At 73.9% G+C, this 15,291-nt stretch carries 14 protein-coding genes and 2 pseudogenes; 8 read left to right on the forward strand and 8 right to left on the reverse strand.

Annotated features, from left to right (window positions below):
* Together ACEPPI_RS09160 and ACEPPI_RS09165 are read right to left on the reverse strand one after the other, a co-directional pair.
* Nucleotides 1-255: pseudogene (locus tag ACEPPI_RS09160) on the reverse strand (hypothetical protein); the annotation flags it as partial.
* On the reverse strand, nt 252-1,103 hold the full coding sequence (locus ACEPPI_RS09165; protein ID WP_373914728.1) for a CPBP family intramembrane glutamic endopeptidase: 852 nt from the start codon (nt 1,101-1,103) through the stop codon (nt 252-254). The gene ACEPPI_RS09165 and the pseudogene ACEPPI_RS09160, both read right to left, overlap by 4 nt.
* Before the next feature lie 148 nt (nt 1,104-1,251).
* Between ACEPPI_RS09165 and ACEPPI_RS09170 the strand changes: the two genes are divergently transcribed.
* Nucleotides 1,252-1,839: a pyridoxamine 5'-phosphate oxidase family protein gene (locus ACEPPI_RS09170; protein WP_373914729.1), complete on the forward strand. Its 588-nt coding sequence runs from the start codon at nt 1,252-1,254 to the stop codon at nt 1,837-1,839.
* A gap of 32 nt (nt 1,840-1,871) precedes the next feature.
* Here the strand turns inward: ACEPPI_RS09170 and ACEPPI_RS09175 are convergent, their stop codons facing one another.
* Nucleotides 1,872-3,272, reverse strand: coding sequence for an FAD-dependent oxidoreductase (locus ACEPPI_RS09175; RefSeq protein ID WP_373914730.1), 1,401 nt, complete (start codon nt 3,270-3,272; stop codon nt 1,872-1,874).
* A 269-nt stretch (nt 3,273-3,541) separates the two neighbouring features.
* Here ACEPPI_RS09175 and ACEPPI_RS09180 point away from each other — a divergent pair, with 269 nt between their 5' ends.
* Nucleotides 3,542-4,765, forward strand: a complete 1,224-nt coding sequence (locus ACEPPI_RS09180; RefSeq protein WP_373914731.1) for a helix-turn-helix domain-containing protein — start codon at nt 3,542-3,544, stop codon at nt 4,763-4,765.
* Between the two features lie 117 nt (nt 4,766-4,882).
* Nucleotides 4,883-5,206, forward strand: coding sequence for a DUF6415 family natural product biosynthesis protein (locus ACEPPI_RS09185; RefSeq protein WP_373914732.1), 324 nt, complete (start codon nt 4,883-4,885; stop codon nt 5,204-5,206).
* A gap of 104 nt (nt 5,207-5,310) precedes the next feature.
* Here ACEPPI_RS09185 and ACEPPI_RS09190 read toward each other — a convergent pair.
* Nucleotides 5,311-5,457 (reverse strand): annotated as a pseudogene (locus ACEPPI_RS09190) (MerR family DNA-binding transcriptional regulator); the annotation flags it as partial.
* A 150-nt stretch (nt 5,458-5,607) separates the two neighbouring features.
* A complete protein-coding gene (locus ACEPPI_RS09195) occupies nt 5,608-5,934 on the reverse strand; it encodes a cupin domain-containing protein (RefSeq protein ID WP_373914733.1) in 327 nt (108 codons plus the stop codon).
* 338 nt (nt 5,935-6,272) lie between these two features.
* Between ACEPPI_RS09195 and ACEPPI_RS09200 the strand changes: the two genes are divergently transcribed.
* Nucleotides 6,273-8,225, forward strand: a complete 1,953-nt coding sequence (locus ACEPPI_RS09200; protein WP_373914734.1) for a helix-turn-helix domain-containing protein — start codon at nt 6,273-6,275, stop codon at nt 8,223-8,225.
* Between the two features lie 104 nt (nt 8,226-8,329).
* Here the strand turns inward: ACEPPI_RS09200 and ACEPPI_RS09205 are convergent, their stop codons facing one another.
* A complete protein-coding gene (locus tag ACEPPI_RS09205) occupies nt 8,330-9,277 on the reverse strand; it encodes an oxidoreductase (protein WP_373914735.1) in 948 nt (315 codons plus the stop codon).
* A gap of 350 nt (nt 9,278-9,627) precedes the next feature.
* Here ACEPPI_RS09205 and cbiE point away from each other — a divergent pair, with 350 nt between their 5' ends.
* The 4 genes from cbiE to ACEPPI_RS09225 all read left to right on the forward strand — a co-directional run bounded on the left by cbiE (nt 9,628) and on the right by ACEPPI_RS09225 (nt 13,050).
* Nucleotides 9,628-10,875 carry a precorrin-6y C5,15-methyltransferase (decarboxylating) subunit CbiE gene (gene cbiE, locus ACEPPI_RS09210; protein WP_373914736.1) on the forward strand — a complete coding sequence of 416 codons (1,248 nt, stop codon included), beginning with the start codon at nt 9,628-9,630 and terminating at the stop codon, nt 10,873-10,875.
* Nucleotides 10,872-11,621, forward strand: a complete 750-nt coding sequence (cobM, locus tag ACEPPI_RS09215; RefSeq protein ID WP_356215827.1) for a precorrin-4 C(11)-methyltransferase — start codon at nt 10,872-10,874, stop codon at nt 11,619-11,621. Before cbiE ends, cobM begins: the two co-directional genes overlap by 4 nt.
* 5 nt (nt 11,622-11,626) lie before the next feature.
* Nucleotides 11,627-12,427: a cobalt-precorrin-6A reductase gene (locus ACEPPI_RS09220; RefSeq protein WP_373914737.1), complete on the forward strand. Its 801-nt coding sequence runs from the start codon at nt 11,627-11,629 to the stop codon at nt 12,425-12,427.
* A 122-nt stretch (nt 12,428-12,549) separates the two neighbouring features.
* Nucleotides 12,550-13,050 (forward strand): hypothetical protein, encoded by a 501-nt coding sequence (locus ACEPPI_RS09225; protein WP_373914738.1) that lies wholly within the window; start codon nt 12,550-12,552, stop codon nt 13,048-13,050.
* A gap of 89 nt (nt 13,051-13,139) precedes the next feature.
* On the opposite strand, the gene ACEPPI_RS09230 is transcribed toward ACEPPI_RS09225, so the two are convergent.
* Both ACEPPI_RS09230 and ACEPPI_RS09235 read right to left on the reverse strand, forming a co-directional pair.
* Entirely contained in the window at nt 13,140-14,645 is a 1,506-nt protein-coding gene (locus ACEPPI_RS09230) for a precorrin-2 C(20)-methyltransferase (protein WP_373914739.1), read from the reverse strand.
* Nucleotides 14,642-15,289, reverse strand: coding sequence for a precorrin-8X methylmutase (locus ACEPPI_RS09235; protein ID WP_373914740.1), 648 nt, complete (start codon nt 15,287-15,289; stop codon nt 14,642-14,644). Before ACEPPI_RS09235 ends, ACEPPI_RS09230 begins: the two co-directional genes overlap by 4 nt.
* Nucleotides 15,290-15,291 lie beyond the last annotated feature (2 nt).

Raw genomic sequence — 15,291 nt, forward strand, 5'->3', positions numbered from 1 at the left:
GGGCGGGCTGACCGGCACCCCCGACCAGCGCGCGGCCCGCTCCCGGGCCCGGTCGGCGCACCGGCGCAGCACGGCCGCGGCGGGCGGCAGCAGCCGGTGGCCGAGGCCGAAGGGCAGCAACAGCAGCGCGCCGACGACGGCCGGTCCCACACAGGCCACCACCGCCAGGCCGAGCAGTCCGGCCAGGTGGCAGCGGCCGACCGCGGTCAGGGCGCGGAGGGTTCCCGCGCGGGAGCGGGCGACTGTCGAACTCATGTCCCGTGCAGGGTAGTCGGCGCGGGCACGGCCTGCGACGCGGGCTCCGGGGCCGCCGCCGCGCGTCGCCGCGCCCATGCCAGGGCCACCACCAGGCAGGAGAGCCCGAAGCAGAGCATCGGCGTGACCGCCCCCGACTCCTCGTCCATGAAGAGGAGCAGCCCGAGGTTGACCAGCGTGTGGAAGCCGCCCGCGAGCAGCAGCCGGTACGGTCCACCCGTACCGTCGAGGGCCACGCCCAGGACCACCGACATGGCCACGGTGGCGAGGAGGAAGCCCGCGGCGTAGGCCGGGGCCTGCGCGAAGACCGGTACGTGCCAGGCACCCCACACCACGCCCACCGTCACCGACGAGACGAGGGTCCCGAACCGGGTCCGCAGCAGCGGCTGGAGGAAGCAGCGCCAGCCGATCTCCTCCCCGCACGCCCCCACCAGCTGCGCCGCCGCGGTCAGGACGAAGGGGTGGTGCAGGGCCCCCGGCCGCGTGAAGCCGACTCCCCCGGAGAGCGTCCCGTACGCGCCCACGGTCAGCGCGACGATCAGGACCGCCGACCCGAGCAGCCCCGCCGCGCGCCCGCCGCCCCCACCCCTGCCCGACAGCAGTTCGCGGGTCCGCCTCCACCGGTACAGGGCGACCACGCCCACCCCGGCGGCCGGCCCGAACTGGGTCAGCTGCACCACCTCGGTGGGCACACCGGTGGCCGGCTGCACGGCCCCCAGCGCCCCGGCCGCCACGAAGGCCACCCCGGTGAACACCCCCGCCGCACCCCACGTCCCCCCGCGCCCCGCCCGTCCCACGCCGTCCGCCCTCGCCATGCCCGCCCCGCCCGTCCGTCCGTCCGTCCGCATCCCGATTCCCTACGAGGACGACGATGCCGGGCCCGGCGGCCCCGGACACTGCACCCGGCACCCGGGTGGGGGTGCGCCCAGGTCCACCCCCACCCGACCGGCTTCATTCGTTAGACAGGCGAATGCCTTCCTCACATAATCCTTAGACATGGGAAAGACTTACGAACGCATCGACGGCCGGCTGCGCACCTTCATCGAGCAGCAGCCGATCTTCTTCACCGCGACCGCCCCGCTGGTCGGCGACGGCACGGTCAACCTCTCCCCCAAGGGCCTCAAGGGCTCCTTCGCGGTGCTCGACGAGCAGCGGATCGCCTATCTCGACTTCGCCGGCAGCACCGCCGAGACCATCGCCCACCTGCGGGAGAACGGCCGGATCACGGTGATGTGGTGCGCCTTCCAGGGAGCGCCGAACATCGTGCGGGTGCACGGCCGGGGCGAACCCGTCTTCCGTGACGACCCGCGCTTCAAGGAACTGCTCACCCACTTCCCCGACATCGACCCCACCCCGCACGGGCTGCGCGCGATCATCGTGGTGACGGCCGAACTCGTCCGTGACTCCTGCGGATACGGGGTGCCCTTCATGTCGTACGACGAGGACCGCGACCTGCACGGCAAGCGCTTCGCACGCGAGGACGACGCGTCGCTGAGCGCGTACTTCGCCAAGAAGGAGCACATCGCCCAGAGCCTCGACGGCCTTCCCGCACTCCCCCTGCCGCTGCCGCCCGCCGACTTCTGAGCGGCAGCCCCTCTCCGCGCGGGGCTCCCCTCCTAGCTCCGGCGGGGTGCCGGGTGGTGGGGCGGGTAGGCCGGGGCCTGCGGGGACGTGGGCCGGCGCCACTTGGACAGGACACGGAGCACGGTCCACGGGCTGAGCAGGGTGGTGGGCGGCTCCGTCAGGGAGAGGACCCCGAAGAAGGGCGCCGAGAGTTCGGGGTCGGTGTTCGCGCCGACCATCACCCGGGACATGTAGTGCTGGAGGATCCGGGTGGCGCGGTCGGGCGGCGGGCCCTCGGTGCCGGGGTAGCGCAGGTCCTCGCTGGTGGCGATCTGCCAGGCGACGGAGGCCGCCGTGGCGGTGCGCCGCTGGAGTTCGCGGGACGCGGCCGGGATCCGGTCCGCCGTCAGGCCGGCGAGGGCCTCGCGCAGGGCCTCCGCCCCCAGGGCGGCGACGGTCATCCCGTGCCCGTACACGGGGTTGAAGCGGCAGCCGGCGTCCCCGGCCACCAGGAGGCCGTCGGGCAGCCGCTCCAGGCGCTCGTAGTGCCGCCATTCGTTGGCGGTGCCGCGGAAGCCGACGGGCTCGGACAGCGGCTCCGCTTCGCGGACGGCGTCGTACAGGGCGGGGCTGCGCAGACCGCGGGCGAACTCCAGGAACCCCGGGTCCTTGGTGGGCGGGGCGTGTTCGCCGTTGCCGATGAGGGTGACCAGCCAACGGTCCCCGTCGACCGGCACGAGGACGCCGCCGCGCGGGCTGTCCGGGCGGCCCTGTACGTACATGCCCCGCCAGCGGCGCTCCGGGTCCGGCGGGATCCGATAGGTGCGGCTGGAGTAGCCGAGGTGGGAGTCGTAGCGGGTGACGGCCGGGGCGGGCAGGCCCAGGGCGGCCAGCCAGGCCGGGGTCTTGGAGGTCCGGCCGGTGGCGTCGACGACGAGCCCGGCGGGTACGGGGCCGTCCTCGCGCAGGGTCACCCCGGCCACGGACCGGCCGTCGGGCCCGGCGACCAGTCCGGTGGCCAGACGGCCCGTACGCACCTCGATCCGCGGGTCGCGCAACACGGCCCGGCGCAGCGTCCACTCGGTCAGCTCCCGGCTGGCGAGCAGCACGCGGGTGCCGGGCAGCGGCCCGAACCAGTCGGCGGGGCTCAGCCAGAGGAAGTCCCGGGGCGAGTCCAGCAGGACGGCCCCGCCCGCCGTCAGTTCACCGGTGATCCCGGGCAGCAGCCGCTCCATTGCCTCCAGGCCCCGCGCCCACAGCACGTGCGCGTGCCGGGACTGCGGGACGCCGGGCCGGAACTCCGGTCCGCCCCGGGGCAGTTCGTCCCGCTCCACGACGGTGACCCGCGCGAACCGCTCCGCGAGCACCCGTGCCGTCAGCAGGCCGGCCAGGCCCGCGCCGAGCACCACCGCATGGTCGCGGCCTTCTGAGTGGTTGTCCGCAGTGTCGTCCATGGTGCGAGTGTCAGGCGACCGCAACCCTCACGATGAGCCCCCGCCCGGGGCGGACGGAGGCACGACGGGGGCGGACGGAGGCACGCCCGCGCAGCACCGCGCCGCCGACGGACATCGTCGACACCGGCCGGGGGTGTTCGCGCCACTGCGTCTCCCGAACAGCACAACGCACCCTTCGGACCTTTGGGTTGGGGGACGATTCGACTGTTCCCCCGTCACCGAACGGGAGTAGCGTTCTGGGTGTCGAGGCCAGAAACGGAGTGTCCAGTATGCCCGAGCAGCACGACACCTCACCCGCCATCCAGACGTTCGCCCACCGCGCCAGGGCAGCGAGGGACCGCGCGGGCCTCACCCGGCCCGTCGCGGGAGGCCTTGTCGGCCGCTCGGCCGAGTGGGTCAAAGGGCTTGAGACGGGCGCAATCGGAATGCCCCGCCTCCCCATGCTGATCCGCATGGCCACGATCTACGAGTGCGACATCGCGGATTTGACCGGTGACGAGCGCATCTCCGCCGCCACCTACACTAAGGCCGCCCACGCGGCACTACCCGCGATCAAGCGGGCCCTGACCACCTACAGGCTCACCCCGGCCGAGGCCGAGCCCGAGTCGGCCGAAGTCCTCGCCGCCCGCGTACGGCAGGCCTGGAAGCTGTGGCACGACCGAGGCGACCACCGATCCAGGATCGCGTCGCTCCTTCCCGACTTGCTCGCCGACACGCAGCACTCGGCCCGCGCACTTGAGGGAACCGACCGGCGACGCGTGCTCGCGGCGCAGGCGCAGACCTACCACCTCGCCCAACTGTTCCTGGCGTTCCAGCCCGCACCGGAACTCATCATGCTGACCGGCGACCGGTCGATGACCGCGGCTCAGGACGCCGACAGCCCACGGGCCATGGCCGGTGCGGCCTGGTACATGAACCACGTCTACCGCGACGCGAACGAGGCTGCGGAGGCGCGTGTGGAGCTCGCCGAGCAAGCCGCCGCGCTGCTCCGGCAGGACGACGAGGAGGAACTCGCCCGCTGGGGACTGCTCCAGCTGGCCTCAGCCCTGTCCTTCGCGAAGGTCGGGCGGGCCGGGGACGCCTGGCGGTACTGGGACCGGGCGAGCAATGCCGCTGGTCGGCTCGGCGCCGGCTACACCCATCCCTGGCTGATCTTCGGGCAGGGAGTGGTGGACGCCTATGCGCTCACCATGCACAACGACCTCATGCAGCCGGGAAAGGCGCTGGAGGTGGCGTCCGCGCTCGACTTGGAGGCCGTGCCATCGGCAACGCGACGCGCCTACCACCTGGTGGAGATGGCCCGTGCGCACGGGCTGAGCGATGAGGGTGTCGCCTCCGTGGCCTTGCTGCAGAAGGCACACCGGGAGTCCCCCGAGACCGTCCGCTTCAACATGCACACCCGGATGGTGTTGCCCGAGCTCGCCAAGTCGGGGCCCCGGTCCGTCCGGGGTGACGCACACGCCCTCGCATTGGAACTGGGCGTGGCCGTCTGACCACAGAGGGGTAGAGCTTCTGCCCCTCGACGAGGGGGTAGGAGCCCTACCCCCTCCCTGCCCCTGCGGCTCCTACCGTCGTCCCACCACTCACTGACGACGACAGGGAGCACCGGCGTGAATCCTGACGGTTCGGACATTCAGCGGCTCATCGGGCGGGCGCTGGTGCCCTACTCTGAGCGGCCCGACGCCGCGGCGGTCGCCCGGCTCGTCGACGACCTCATCACCGGCGGGGAGGCCCTGCACGCCGAGGTGGCCACGGTCCCCGGCGACCGGCGGACCGAGCGCGCCGGGTCCGCCCTGGCCGAGTGGACGTACTTCGTCGACGCCGGTCCGACGGGCCGGGGCGACCACGCGAACTGGAACCACGCCCGCACCCTGGCCCGCATCCTGCGCAGCCTCGCCTCCACCCTGAACGAGCAGCCGAGCACGGCACGGTGACCGAGCGCGTGCGGCAACTGCTGTACGTCCTCATCGCGCTCGGCATGCTCGCCGTCATCGCCGTCGGCACCTGCCCGCGCACGACGGTGGCCCGCTCCGGCTGCATCCCGATCGGTGTACTCGCGATGTCCGGCGGCCGTACGCCTGGACGGACTGAGAAGCCCGATCTGGTCCCAGTGATGCAAGGTACGAACAGTCAGTCCACTCGCCTCAGCGAGCGTTCCGACCTTCCGTGTCTGGTCGATGCTCATGCATCAACGGTCCCCCCTGACGTCGCGTGAGGTACAAGCCGGCCGGGCTTCGTCGCCCCGCGCCACAGGTTCCGACCAACGTTGCGTGATGCGGCACAGATCGCGAAGTCACACCGGGGTACCAGGACGACGGTGCCTGCCCTGTCCGAGCTACTGGTCGTTCGTGTCCTCGCCATCGGGGTAAACGACCAGGAGCGTGCAGCCGGCCGCAGACTGCGGGTAGTGCACGGAGCCGGGCTCGGCGCACAGCACCGTGCCGGCCTGCCAGATGTCCGTGCCGTCGCCGAACTCACCCTTGACCACGTGAACGAACTCGCGGACCGTGTGCCGGTCTTCGCCGAACTGTGCGCCCGGCGCGAACTCCAGCAGCATGATCACGCTGGGGTCGTTCGGCGTGCCCTCCTTCAGGCGACTCGCGGTGATGTGCTCGTTGACATGGATGTCCGATACCGAGGCCTGGTCCGGATGAACGCCCACGAAACCCGGAAGCATAGGTTTCCCCACTTCAGCCGCTATGTGGTGGAAGCCCGTTGCCCTCCACCGGATGTCGATCAGCCTAGGAATATCCGGCGGCGCTTACTACGCAACTCGTGCACCACTTTCCTCCTGATGCACAGCACGCGTGCACACCTCGCCGCCCGAGCCCGCGATACCGCCCGTTACCGTCTTGGCGGCCCGCAACGAGGATTCCTGTGAAGGGCGTTGGCGGCCCCGACGCACGGTTCATCACACCCGCCCACATCCGCATCACCTGCCGCCCCGCCGCACCGGCGCCCCGGATAACCTCGCACCCCATCCCCGTCGGAGGAGACGTGATGCTCACACTCGCGGCCCTGGCCCACCAGCCCGAGTACGTCCTGCACCCCCTGCACACCACAGTCCCCGACGACCGGGTCGTGGACCGTGCCGAACTGGTCACGCCCTCCGACTGCCCCGGCCGGCTTGCCGGCACGCTCCTTATCTGTCCACCCGACACGATCGACATCAGGCATGCACGCACCTGGCTGCAGCGCTTCTCCGACGAAGGCGCCGCCGGCCTGATCCTCGCGGCAGACACGCCGTCCCATCCGCAAGAACCGCTGGTCGAGGCCGCCTGCCACGCGGCGCTCCCGCTGCTCGCCTCCGGCGCACCCGTGGCAACCTGGCGCCACACCTTGATCCCTCAGATCACCGAACACCGCCGACAGGCCAGCGACCGGCACGCTGCCCGCCTCGCCCATCTCCTGGACCACCTGGACCACCTGGACAACGACAGTCCACCAGCCGGCGATCTCCTGGAATGGCTGGCCCGCGAGCTGGACGCGGAGGTGAGCCTTCAGGCCGACACCCGCACCCCCACCCCCTCCACCAGACGCCGACTGCCCGCGGCGGGCGGCGCCTTCACCTCCACCCACCCTCTCGCGGACAGCGACCGCTTCCTCACTGCCCGCCGCCACCACGCCTTCAGCACGTCGGACCGGGACCTGCTGACCCGATCCGCCACCGTCCTCGCGATCCGTCGGCACGCGTCCCTACCCGCGTGTGACACGTTGATCGCCGAGCCCCTGCGCGCCGTACGCCTGGCCGCGTTCCAAGCCCTGATGGTCGGTCACATCGAACCCGCCCAGCGCATCCTGGGTCCCCTCTCGCCCCACCTGCTCGACACGGACGACGTCCAGATCGCCATCATGGACTGCGCCGGCACCCCCCGCGACGAGACACTCGCCCGAGTCGAGGCGCTCTTGTCCGACACCGGTCTCGCCGTGCGGTGCCCCGCCTTCGACGGGCACATCGTCGTCCTCGCCCCTCACCCCGACCCTGAGCTCCCAGAAGCAGCGGCCGTCACCGCCCTGCGCCCGCTCGTCGCCGACCGCAGTCGCCGGCTGAGCCTGGGGATCAGCCCCACCCTGCCCGTCGAGGACATCGCCACCGGCTTCGGCCTGGCCTACGACGCCATCGCCGCCGCCCGGATCAGCCCCACCCGCGCCGCCGTCGCCTCCCTCACCCCCGGCCTGCTGGACGTCCTCGACCCGGCCACCGCACAGCAATGGGCCACCGCCCTGCTCCAGCCGGTCCTCGACCAGCGCGGCGCGGACCAGCAACTGTCCACCGTCGCCCTCGGCCTCGAATTCGAAGTCTCGGCCGCCTCTCGGATACTTGGCATCCATCGCAACACCCTCAGCCGCCGCATACGCACCATGCTCCAGGCCACCGGCCTCACCTGCGACCGCACCGCCGATCGCATCACCCTCTCCCTCGCCCTGCAGATACACGCCCTGCACGGCACGGCCTCCGACCCCGCCCCCCACCACACGCCCACCCTCGCCCACCTGCTGGCACAGTCACCGGTCACCGAATGGGCCACTGCCGCGCTCTCCCCACTCGGCCAGGAATGCACCGACCGGCGCACCACCAGCGGCGACGCCCTCGCGCAGACCCTCCGCAGCTGGGCCGACGAGGACTTCCGGGTCGACGCCGCCGCGCAACGCCTGGGCCTCTACCCAGCCACCGTCCGCGGGCACATCCGCACCGCCGAGACGCTGCTGGGATGGGTGCTCCTGTCCACCCTCCCCGCCGGACCGCTGCCCGACGACGAAGACGCCCCCGCCAAACAGTCCGGGCTGCGAAGCCTCGCCGTCGCGGTCCAGGCCGCCCCCGGAACGCCCCAGCCCATCCTGCCCGACCCCACGCGCACAGCGGGAGTCCGCCGTCTTGAAGTCGGTCGGGGTCCTGGCGTGACGGCGCTTCGGGGTGCTCGCGCCGGCCGTGGACCGCAGTCTCCGCAGTAGATCGTCCGTCAGCGATTGGCTTCGGGGTTCGTCAGGACGATCGGGCGCGCAGGAGAGGCCCGTGCTCCGGCGCCTGCCCGCCGCCGTCGCACGGCGACCGTACGTCAGCGCGGCAGCGACGCGTACGAGACTCCCGTGAGCTTCTCGGAGGCGGCCCAGAGCCGTTCGCCCGCCGCGTCGTCGAGGGTCCGCCCCGCCCGCCAGGACGGTACGGGCGCGCCGCGCCAGCCCAGCCGGGGGCCGAAGAAGGCGTCCTGGCCGACGCCGGGCGCGGTGGCCGCGTAGAGGGTGGGCAGGGCGCCCTTGGCGGCGGGCTGGGCGAGGACGCCGTTGCCGAGGGCCAGCAGGCGGGAGGTGAGCGTGCGGCCCTCGTGGGCGGAGGCCCCGGCGTGCAGGTTGGTGGAGGCGTAGCCGGGGTGCGCAGCGGCGGCGGTGATCGTGGCACCGGCGGCCGTGAACCGCCGGGCGAGTTCGTGGGTGAAGAGCAGGTTGGCGCTCTTGGAGCGGCCGTAGGCGATCCAGCGCCGGTAGCCGTCCGCGCCCCGGGCCGGATCGGGGTCGAGGTCCTCGGGGCGTACGTCGCCGAGCACGTGGAAACCGCTGGAGACGTTGACGATCCGGGCCCCGGGGCCGGCCGCCCGCAGCCTCGGCAGCAGCAGCCCGGTCAGGGCGAAGTGCCCGAGGTGGTTCACCCCGAACTGCGTCTCGAACCCGTCGGCGGTCCGCCCGTACGGCAGCGCCATCACCCCGGCGTTGTTGACCAGCAGGTCCAGGCGGGGCCGGCGCTGTCCGAAGGCCCGCGCGAACTCCCGTACGGAGGACAGGTCGGCCAGGTCCAGCGGGGCGAACTCCACCTCGGCACCCGGTACTTCACCGCGCAGCCTGATCACCGCGGCACGCCCGCGCGCGGCGCTGCGGCAGGCCAGGGTCACGGCCGCGCCGTGGCGCGCGAGCTCGCGGGCGGTGATGTAGCCGATGCCGCTGTTGGCCCCGGTCACGACGGCGGTCCGGCCGCTCTGGTCGGGAATGTGCGTGGCGTTCCAGCCGGTCACGGCGGCTCCCTGGGCACGGATGCACGGTCTTGGACGGTCCCCGCCACCCTACTCAGCCCCCGCCCGCACCCATCGGGGACCCGCCCTCACCGGCGGCCGGAGCCGGGACACGGCCGCGGCTTCGGCCGGAGCCGCAGGTGGCCCACGGCCCCCGGTCGGCGTCGCGCCGCGGCGGGCCGTCCGGCTCGCGGCGGCCTGCCCCGGCTTACCGCGCCGCCCCCGGCGCCACCACCCCCGACGCCACCGCTCCCGCCCAGGTCACCCTGCCACCCGGGGCCCGGCGGAGCCACCGGTAAGCTGCGGAGCCATCCCTCGCGTTCCCCCTACTCCCGCCCCCGAGGTACCTCTCCGTGAGCTCCGCAGCACCTCCCCTCCCCGTGACGGTGGTCGGCCTCGGCGCCGACGGCTGGGCCGGGCTCACCGCCGGCGCGCGCTCCGCGCTGGCCTCGGCCGAGGTGCTGATCGGCGGGCCCCGGCAACTGGACCTGCTGCCGCCCGACCCCTGCGCCGGACTGCGGGTGGCCTGGCCGAGCCCGCTGCGCCCGGCCGTGCCGAAGCTGATGGCCGAGCACGCGGGGCGCCGGATCGCGGTGCTGGCCAGCGGGGACCCGATGTTCTACGGGATCGGCCGCGCGCTCTGCGAGGAGCTGGGCCCGGACGCCCTGCGGATCCACCCCCACCCCTCCTCCGTGTCCTACGCGTGCGCCCGCCTGGGCTGGCCGGTGGAGGACACCGAGGTGGTGACGGTGGTCGGCCGCCCGGTGGCCCGGCTCACGGCCGCGCTGCACGAGGGCCGACGGGTCCTCGTGCTGAGCGCCGGGGCCGGCAGCCCCGGCGAGATCGCCGCCCTGCTGCGCGGGCGCGGCTTCGGCCCGAGCCGGATGCGCGTGCTGGAACAGCTGGGTTCCGAGGACGAGGACGCGTACGAGGGCGTCGCGGAGCACTGGGACCGGCCGCCGGGCGCGCCCCTGAACGTGGTCGCCGTCGAGTGCCGCCGCGACCGGACCCATCCGGCTCCCCGGCTCGGCGCGACCCCCGGCCTGCCCGACGCCGCGTACGAGCACGACGGGCAGCTGACCAAGCGGCACGTGCGCGCCGCGACCCTGTGCGCGCTGGCCCCGGCCCCCGGCGAGCTGCTCTGGGACATCGGCGGCGGCTCCGGGTCCATCGGCATCGAGTGGATGCGGACGCACCCGTCCTGCCGGGCGGTGGCGGTGGAACGCGTACCGGAGCGGGCCACCCGCATCACCCGTAACGCCACGGCGCTGGGCGTGCCCGGACTGCGCGTGGTGGTCGGCGCCGCCCCGGCGGCCCTGGAGGGACTCCCGGCCCCCGACGCGGTGTTCATCGGCGGCGGGCTGACCGCGCCCGGACTGCTGGACGCCGCCTGGGCGGCGCTGGCCCCCGGCGGCCGGCTGGTGGTCAACACGGTCACCCTGGAGTCGGAGGCGGTGCTCGCCGAGCGCTACCGGCGCCACGGCGGCGACCTGGTGAAGCTGGCCGTCTCGCACGCCGTTCCGGTCGGCGGCTTCACGGGCTGGCGGCAGGCGATGCCCGTCACACAGTGGTCGGTTACCAAGGAGAAGGATCAGACATGACCGTGTACTTCATCGGAGCGGGCCCCGGCGCCGCCGACCTGATCACGGTGCGCGGTGCCCGGACCCTGGCCGCCGCCCCCGTCTGCCTGTACGCGGGCAGCCTGGTCCCGCGCGAGCTGCTCGCCGAGTGCCCGCCGGACGCCCGCCTGGTCGACACGGCGCAGCTGAACCTGGACCAGATCGTCGCCGAGTGCGTACGCGCGCACGAGGCGGGCCTGGACGTGGCGCGGCTGCACTCCGGGGACCCGTCGGTCTTCAGCGCGGTGGCCGAGCAGATGCGGCGCCTCGACGCGGCCGGGATCCCGTACGAGGTGGTCCCGGGCGTTCCGGCCTTCGCCGCGGCGGCGGCGGCCCTCAAGCGGGAGCTGACGGTGCCCACCGTCGGCCAGACGGTGATCCTGACCCGGATCGCCCAGCAGGCCACGCCGATGCCGCCCGGCGAGGACCTTGCCACGCTCGGCCGCAGCGGGGCCCTGCTGGTGCTGCACCTGGCCACCCGGTACGTCGACCGGGTGGTGGACGAGCTACTGCCGCACTACGGCGCCGAGTGCCCGGTGGCGGTCGTCGCGATGGCCAGCCGCCCCGACGAGCTGATCCTGCGCGGCACCCTGGCCGACATCGCGCCGCGGGTGAAGGAGGCGGGGCTGGTGCGCACCGCCGTCATCATCGTGGGCCGCACGCTGGGCGCGGAGCAGTTCCCGGACAGCCACCTGTACTCCCCCGAGCGCGACCGGCACGTCTGCTGACCGCCATGTCCTCTGACCGGCACGTCCGCGCTGACCGCCCCCGGGCGCACGTCCTGATCCTGGGCGGCACCACGGAGGCCCGCCGCCTCGCGGAGGCGCTGGAGCACCACCCCGCGTACCGGGTGACGACCTCGCTGGCGGGCCGGGTCGCCGCGCCGGTGCTGCCGCCGGGCGAGACCCGGATCGGCGGTTTCGGCGGTGTCGCCGGGCTGGCCGGCTGGATCGTCGGCCACGACGTCACCCATGTCGTGGACGCCACGCACCCCTTCGCGGAACGGATGAGCTTCCACGCCTGTGAGGCCGAGGCGCTCACGGGCGTGCCGCTGCTGGCGCTGCGCCGACCCGGCTGGACCCCGGGTCCGGGCGACGCCTGGACGTTCGCGGACTCCCTCGCCGGGGCCGCCGCGCTGCTGCCGGAACGGGACGCCAGCCGGGTGTTCCTGACGACGGGACGGATGGGCCTGCACACCTTCGCGCACCTCACCGCGCCCTGGTTCCTGGTGCGCTCGGTGGACCCGCCGGCCGGACCGGTGCCGCCGCGCCTGGAAGTGCTCCTGGAGCGGGGTCCGTTCACGCTGGAGGACGAGCGGGAGCTGCTCGCCCGGCACCGGATCGACCTGCTCGTCACCAAGGACAGCGGCGGGTCCGCGACGGCCCCCAAGCTCACCGCCGCCCGGGAGGCCGGGATCCCGGTCCTCGTCGTACGCCGCCCCGCGGTCCCGGAGGGCGTCGCCGAGGCCCCGTCGGTGGAGGCGGCCCTGCGCTGGCTCGACACGCGGGGCCCGGCGGCGGAGGGCACGCACTGACGGACGGCCGCGGCGGCACCGACGGACGGGACGGACAGAACGGACGGCGGGAGCGAAGTCCCTGGTGAAACGGGCTCTTCCGGCCGGTCCCGGCCCGCCGCCGCACCCTCTAGGCTGAGGGAATGCGGATACGTCACTGCCTCGTCCTGATCCTGGCCGTCACGGCGCTCGTCACCGGATGCGGCCAGAAAGCGACCCCCAGGGCATGGGCGCCCGACGACGCCCTGCAGCGGGCCGACGAAAGCCTCGGCAAGGGCGCCGGGGAGGGCCGGGTGACGGCGCGGGGCACCGGGTTCCTGCGCTCCGGGCTGGAGAAGACCCTGGAGACCGGCGGGGAGCGCCCGTACCGCTTCGACATCGCCTGCGACAGCGAGGAGGAGACCCACGTCACCCTCGTACTGTCCCGGGAGGGCGGGGCGGGCGACCGCTCCTTCGACGTGGCGTGCACCGCCGGGGAGGTCACCCGGCTCAACCTCCCGGTGGGCGCCCCGCTGACCGCGCAGATCGAACCGAAGCCGCAGGACGACTCGCCGCCGGTCGGGGTGCTGTCGTGGCAGCTGCTCACCCTGGACCCCGAGGCCGTCCAGGGCTGCGCCGACGCCCTGGCGGGCTGCGCGGGCTGACCCGCGCGGGCCCCGATCGGGACTTCCCCCGGGCCTCCCCCGGTGCGGGACCCCACCGGGGCCCCGCACCGGGGTTCAGGCGGGCACGGTCACGGGTAGCGGCGCGGGGTCCACGTCACCCGGGAGCCGTCGGGCCGCTCGGTCACCTGCGTCTGCGAGGAACCGATCAGCAGGATCGTGCGCATGTCCACCTCGGCCGGCTCCAGCGCGTCCAGGGTGAGGATCCGCACCGACTGCTCCGGGCCGCCCACGTCCCGCGCGACGACCACCGGGGTCTGCGGCGAACGCAGCTCCAGCAGCAGCTCCTTGGCCTGTGCCACCTGCCAGGTCCGGCTGCGCGAGCCCGGGTTGTACAGGGCGACCACCAGGTCGGCGGCGGCCGCGGCGCGCAGCCGCTCGGCGATGACCTCCCACGGCTTGAGCCGGTCGGACAGCGAGATGGTGGCGTAGTCGTGGCCGAGGGGGGCGCCCGCCGCGGCGGCCGCCGCGTTGGCCGCGGTCACGCCCGGCAGCACCCGTACGGGCACGTCCGCGTACTCGGGCTGGCCGGCGACCTCCAGGACGGCGGTGGCCATGGCGAAGACGCCGGGGTCCCCGCCGGAGACCACGACGACCCGCTTGCCGCGCCGGGCGAGGTCGAGGGCGAACTCGGCCCGCTCGGACTCCACCTTGTTGTCGGAACCGTGCCGCACCTGCCCCGGCTTGACCGGCACCCGGTCCAGGTACGTGGTGTACCCGACGAGGACCTCCGCGTCGGCCAGCGCCCGCCGGGTCTCGGCGGTCAGCCACAGCGGCCCGGCGGGCCCGGTGCCGACGACGGCGACCTGCCCGGGGCCGGACGGCACGCTGCCCGGGTTGCCGATCCGACTGGGCACGACGGCCACGGCGAAGTACGGCACGGTGTCCGGGTCGGTGTCGGCGAGGACACCGGTGCGCTCGCCCTCCATCGTGGCCCGTTCCACGTACCGGGCCTCCGACAGCCGCCCGCTGGCCTCCATCGCCCGGCGCACGCCGGGGAAGGTGCGGCCGAGCTTCATGACGACCGCAGAGTCGGTGGCGGCGAGGCGCGCGGTGAGCTCCTCCTCGGGCAGGGTGCCGGGCAGGATCGTCAGCACCTCCTCGCCCTCGACGAGCGGGGTGCCCAGCCGGGCCGCGGCGGCGCTCACGGAGGTGACGCCGGGGATCACCTCGGCCTCGTACCGGTCCGCGAGCCGCTTGTGCATGTGCATGTACGAGCCGTAGAAGAGCGGGTCCCCCTCGGCGAGCACGGCCACGGTGCGGCCCGCGTCCAGATGCGCGGCGAGGCGGGCCGCGGAGGCCTCGTAGAACTCCTCCATCGCGCCCTGGTAGCCGCCGGGGTGGTCGGTGGTCTCGGTGGTGACCGGGTAGACCAGCGGCTCTTCGACGTGGTCGGAGCGCAGGTGCTTCGCGGCGATCGAACGGGCGATGGAACGGCCGTGGCGGGCGCTGTGGTAGGCGATGACGTCGGCCTCGGCGATCACCTCGGCGGCCCTCAGGGTCATCAGGGAGGGGTCGCCGGGGCCGAGTCCGACGCCGTACAGCTTGCCCGGGGCCGGGGTGGTGCTGGTGCTCATTCTTCCTCGCTCGCGATCGCGTTGACGGCGGCGGCCGCGATGGCGCTGCCGCCGCGCCGGCCCCGCACGATCAGGTGGTCGAGGCCCGAGGTGTGGGCGGCGAGGGCGTCCTTGGACTCGGCGGCGCCGATGAAGCCGACGGGCACGCCGATCACGGCGGCCGGGCGCGGAGCACCCTCCTCGATCATCTCCAGCAGCCGGAACAGCGCGGTGGGCGCGTTGCCGACGGCGATCACGGAGCCCTCCAACAGGCCCCTGTCACGCCAGACTTCGAGGGCGGCGGCGCTGCGCGTGGTGCCCATCTTCGCGGCGAGTTCCGGCACGGCCGGGTCGGAGAGGGTGCAGATCACCTCGTTGTCGGCGGGCAGCCGCTTGCGGGTGACCCCGCTCGCCACCATCTGCACGTCGCACAGGATCGGCGCGCCCGCGGCCAGCGCCGCGCGCGCCCGCAGCACGACCTCGGGGGTGTAGCCGAGGTCCTGGGGCAGGTCCGTCATCCCGCAGGCGTGAATCATGCGCACCGCGACCTGGGCGACGGAGGCGGGCAGCCCGGAGAGGTCCGCCTCGGCGCGGATCGTGGCAAAGGACTGGCGGTAGATCGCGGCGCCGTCCTTCTCGTACTCGAACACGGTGTACTCGCTCATTT

Origin of the sequence: Streptomyces sp. AB3(2024) (assembly GCF_041862025.1) — a bacterium.
In the GTDB taxonomy this organism is placed as follows: domain Bacteria; phylum Actinomycetota; class Actinomycetes; order Streptomycetales; family Streptomycetaceae; genus Streptomyces.